Annotated in this window: 5 protein-coding genes; all 5 read right to left on the bottom strand. The window is 68.3% G+C overall.

Annotated elements, in window-relative coordinates; genetic code table 11:
• Nucleotides 1-366 (bottom strand): AAA family ATPase (locus ACFLIM_RS50005; protein ID WP_393177953.1); only part of this gene is annotated, 366 nt, incomplete at its 3' end.
• A 93-nt stretch (nt 367-459) separates the two neighbouring features.
• On the bottom strand, nt 460-2730 hold the full coding sequence (locus ACFLIM_RS50000) for a tyrosine-type recombinase/integrase (RefSeq protein ID WP_393177951.1): 2271 nt from the start codon (nt 2728-2730) through the stop codon (nt 460-462).
• A 161-nt stretch (nt 2731-2891) separates the two neighbouring features.
• A complete protein-coding gene (locus ACFLIM_RS49995; protein WP_393177949.1) occupies nt 2892-4121 on the bottom strand; it encodes a tyrosine-type recombinase/integrase in 1230 nt (409 codons plus the stop codon).
• A 99-nt stretch (nt 4122-4220) separates the two neighbouring features.
• On the bottom strand, nt 4221-4415 hold the full coding sequence (locus tag ACFLIM_RS49990) for a hypothetical protein (protein WP_393177947.1): 195 nt from the start codon (nt 4413-4415) through the stop codon (nt 4221-4223).
• Nucleotides 4412-4666, bottom strand: a complete 255-nt coding sequence (locus tag ACFLIM_RS49985) for a hypothetical protein (RefSeq protein ID WP_393177945.1) — start codon at nt 4664-4666, stop codon at nt 4412-4414. Before ACFLIM_RS49985 ends, ACFLIM_RS49990 begins: the two co-directional genes overlap by 4 nt.
• Between the last annotated feature and the right edge of the window lie 25 nt (nt 4667-4691).

The following is a 4691-nucleotide window of genomic DNA, read 5'->3' as shown; positions in this document are numbered from 1 at the left end:
CAGCGCATCCAGCTGGGCGTGGTTGAGCAGGTGTGCTTCGTCCAGGATGAGGACGGGGGTGCGTCCGCGTTCGGCGTGTTCGCCGGCGAGGATGTCGGCGGCCTGGGGGATGAGGGTGGCCAGATGCGGTTTGGGGTGGCCGCCCAGGGTGACCACCAGCTGGGAGAGGATGCCGCGCATGCCGATTTCGGGGTTGGCGATGTAGACGATGCTGTAGCGGGCGGGGTCCAGGGCGCCGAGGGTGGCGCGCAGCGCGACGGTCTTGCCGACGCCGACCTCGCCGGTGACCATGCCGATGGCTTTCTCGGTGATGCACCAGGTGAGCCGGGCGGCGGCTTCGGCGTGGGCGGTGTGTTTGAACAGCATGCCCGGTGCCAAGTCACGGCCGAAGGGCGTGCGGGTGAACCCGTATTCTCTGAACTTGATCTTGGTGTGCTCGGCGGGGTGATTGCTGTGGCGTCAGCGGGTGGTGATGGTCGGCATGCCGAGGTCGACGGAGGTGCAGGAACGGCGGTCGATCTGGGCGAGCTTGTCTTCGGCTCCTGCCAGGCTGATCCTGAGTCCCTCGGCCTCGCCGAGCCAGCCTTCGCGTTCGGCTTCGGCGATGCGGGCGATCAGGTTGTCGCGGATCTCGGCGATGCGGGGGCGCTGGTCGGGCGAAGGCCAGTGCAGGGGGCAACGCAGACAGCTGTGCTCATGAATACATGGGGTGCCGAACGCGCGCCCACACGTTCCGGTCGCGACCTTTCTCAACTCGAAGTGGCCGAGGAATTCTTGCCATTCCTCGTCGGTGGGAACGCGATATTCTTCGCTGGGCCGTAGTGCTCGGCGGCGAGACAGAAAGGCCAGGTGAGACTGGATGGCCTCGTCAGGGTAGACGGCCTTGTAGCCGAGGGTGACATTGATATCCCGGTGTCCGGCTATGACCTGGGCGATATGTGGCGGCAGCCCATTGAGAATGGCGTCCGTCAAGAATAGTCTCCGGAAATCGTGGGGTGTGTAGTGCAGCGGGCCTCCGGTCGCGGGGTCGATCAGGCCGGTGTGGGCCAGGGCGGCGGTGAGCATCGTGCGGATGCTGCCATCGGTGATGGCCCGCGTCTCGCCCTCGATGCGGCGTTGGAACAGCAGAGGCGCCGGCGGCGACCACACGCATTCCTTGGTGTCATAGGCGGGGACGAGCGGCACCGCGCCGGAGGGGCGGCGGATCCGGCAGATGATGGTGGAGAGCACATCGGCCAGCTCCGGCGAGACAAGGAGAAGTCTCTCCTCATCGGTCTTGGACGGGGCGATCTGCAGGAGCGGAACGAGTTCGCCGGTGGTCGGCAGCCGGTATTGCACCAGGCTGTGGTGGCTGAGCTCAAGAAGTTCCTCGATGCGTATGCCGGTTGCTCTCAGGACTTCGACTGCGGCGAAGGCCCAGAAGGCGTGGTCCTCCTCGAGGGTGAGGTCGCGGCGTGTGCCAGTGACGGGGTCATCGGCCCAGATCTTGTTGGTCGCCGCGTGGGGGGTAATTGATCGGAGCAGGGTCTGCCCGGCTGCGGTGAAGGATGCACCGGGGTGGGCCTGCTCGCCGGCCTGCAGCAGGGCGCCAGCGTCTTTGCGCCGCCGGTCGACGGCCGCGACCAGCACTGGCAGGACGGGCAGCCGTTCGCGGGTGCGCGCGTCCATCTTGGACTTGTGGCGTCGCTTGGTCTTGCGCCGGTTGATCTCCTCCTGCCCGACGGGACTTGGGGCGACCCACGGGCCCCATCGGGCTGGATCCTCGACCGCCCAATGGGCGAGGTCGAGGTAGAAGGCGCGGACCGGGGTCAGGCATTCGCGGTAGCTGATCCGTTCGACGGTGACCTGTTTTTTGTCGCCGGTGTGGGTGGTGACCGTCGTGGTCTTGCTGCGCAGGCGTTGTTTCCACGCGTCGGCGACTTCGGCGGGCAGGTGCAGGCTGTCGATGCCGGGGTGGTGGCGTTCGATGTCGGCCCAGAATCGGTTGCCGAGGTGGTGGGCGAGCGATTCCAGGCTGGTGTAATCCAGCGCGGGCTGACGTTCTCGCAGGTAGTCCACCAGCAGGTCGCGGACGGGACGGCAGGTGAGCTGGTAGCGGTCGATCAGCTCGTCGGGGGTGCGCTGGCCCGCGGTGCGCAGCTCCTGCAGTGTTGCCGGGACAGCCGCGCTGAAGATCCCCATCGCGTGCAGCTTGCGGTAGAACACCGCGGTGCCGCCCGTGATCTTGCGGTGCCCGTCCCGTTCGGCATCGAGCAACTCCAGGACGTCTCCGACGGCGATGTCGGCGAGCATGCCGCCCTTAGCAGCGATGATCAGGCTGCTCCGCCAGAGCGCGAGCTTGCCCGCCGCGGGCGACGCGTCGGGGTCGGCCTCACACAGCGTCCGCAGCCGAGCCAGCCCCTCAGGATCGCGGGAGCGGGCCATGTTCCGGGGCAGAGCGCCCTTGCCAGTGGTCGAGTCGGCGACCAGCCACGACAGGGCGGGACGCACCAGGTCTGCGCAGATCGCCGTGACCAGGGCTGCCGACAGCGCGGGCTGGCGCCACTGCGCGTGGCCGCTGTTGTCGCGTAGCCAACCGGCCGAGATGTGCCGCCAGCTCGATCCCGCCGCCTCGGCGCCGGTGGCCTGCCACCGCTCCTGCCAGGTCTGCCCGGGATGGTCGGCGAGCCAGTCGAGCAGGAGCCGCAGCCCCAGGACTCGGGTCTTCTGGCTGCTGGCCGTCGCCAGCACGAACGGTGGTGAGGCCAGCCGCTCCAGGACCGCTTCGCGTGACTGCTCGGTGGCCCGCCACGTCTCCGCGACGGACCGGGCGGGGAACTTGATTCGTGCCGCTTGCCGCCGGTTGGGCGGCGGCGTCCGCGGTGACATCCGCGGCTCGTGCAGGGTGACGGTCACGAGGCTGGTGTCCCGAACAAGACGTTGAGGGTTTCGGGCCGGTAGCCGGGCGCGACGACGGGGGTCGTTCGCTGGGCGGCTTGACGGACCTGCTCGGCGTGATGGGCCACCATCCGGCGGATGACCTCTTCCTTGCGGGGATTCAGGTAAATCTGGGTCGTGCTCAACAGGGCGTGCCCGAGGACGTATTGGACGTCGGTGATCGGCAGGGCGGGGTCCTCGGCCATCCGGTAGGCCGCGGAGTGACGCAGCGCGTGCAGGGTTGCCGTACTGCCCGCCGCCTCGCTCGCCCGCTCGAACATGCGGTGCGCCGCGTGATAGGTCAACGGCCGTACTGGTCGGCGCAAGGTCCACCACAGGGGTTGCCGCTGGCCGTTGGGGATCAGTTCGTCCATCTCGACCTGGTAGAGCCGCAACCACACGAACGCGTCGGTGGAGGCCGGGAGCTCTTGAACGGCCCGGCTGCCCTTGCGGACCACCGAGATCAGCTGCCGTCCGGGATCGACACCGCCCTGAGTGGCCGACAACAACTCCGACGCTCGCGCGCCGGTGGAGATGTAGAAGGCGACCAGAGCTCGGTCGCGGTGCGAGGGAAGCCGGGCGAAGATCTCGTTGAACTCCTCGTCCGGGACGCTGCGGGGAATCTTGGATGGCACCGTCGGCCGGTAGAGCCCGGCCCGTTCGTTGCGGAAGGGCTCCATCGGGTTGCGGTGCGCGTGCGCCCGCCGCCCTCTGCGTGAACGGTCCAGCGGGAACGGGTTGATGACCGGCCCGGTGCCCGCGTCCAGGTGGAAGGCATAGAAGGTGCGCAACACCGTCTCGCTGTGCGCCCGCACCGACGGCGAGTACGGCTTCCCGGACGTCGCGCCCGGGCCCTCACCCCCGGCGAGCCTGCGCCAGTGCGGGCGGACGGGCTTGCCCGCCACCAGCATCCATCGGCAGAAGTCCCGGGCCTCGGACCGGGTCGCCCGGTCCCACGACACTTCCGCTCCCGCCCAGAGGAAACGGAACCAGCGAAGGAGATCCATTCCGTAAGACCGTAAGGTCGCCTCGGATCGGCCGGCCGCCTGCAGATCACGGAAGAAGGCCGCGACCGCTTCGACTGGCACCCCAGCCGGATCGACCAACCGAAAGGGCTCCCACCGGTCGCCGGTCTCCTCAAGAGAACCGATCTGAGGGATCACCAACCCGGCCAGATCCCGCACTGGCTCTTCGTCTCCAACCATGAGCAGGGACCCTAACCACACAACCCCGAACCTGTCCGTTGAACTGCGGAAACTCCCTCAGTAGTTCAGTCAATAGGTAGTGGGATCGCAGACGCTCGATCATCGCTGACCTCCTTCCCCAGCGTCGGTGTCGTGCGTCAGGCGAGCGAGCAGCTGGTGCTTGGCCTGCTGGTAGGCGGCCAGTTCGGCGGGGTCGGCGTTGCCAGGTCCCCGTTCGGACAGGCGGCGGCACCAGGCGAGCAGGTTGGCGATCTCGCGGACACAGGCCGGGGCGTCATGGGTGGCGTGGTTCACGGCGTTTCCTCCTGGCCGGGAGCGGCGTGGCCGGAGAGCAGGGCGCTGTAGTTGATCGGCTGGTGCTGGGTGGCGCGGTGCTCGGCGTCGACGAGCCGCAGGTAGTCGATGCTGGTCAGCGGCGCCGGCGGTGAGGTATCGGTGTCGCCGGGCAGTTCGGGGCGGGCCTTGGGGTGGGCGTGCCGCCCGATCGTGAACGGTCTGGCCGCCCCCACTGGCTTGCCGCCCAGCCGTACTTCGATGTGGGTCAAGTCGAAGGGGTCTTATGCCGACCCG

The organism is Nonomuraea marmarensis (assembly GCF_043197025.1).
GTDB lineage: Bacteria > Actinomycetota > Actinomycetes > Streptosporangiales > Streptosporangiaceae > Nonomuraea > Nonomuraea marmarensis.
This window is presented reverse-complemented; position numbering and strand designations above follow the sequence as displayed.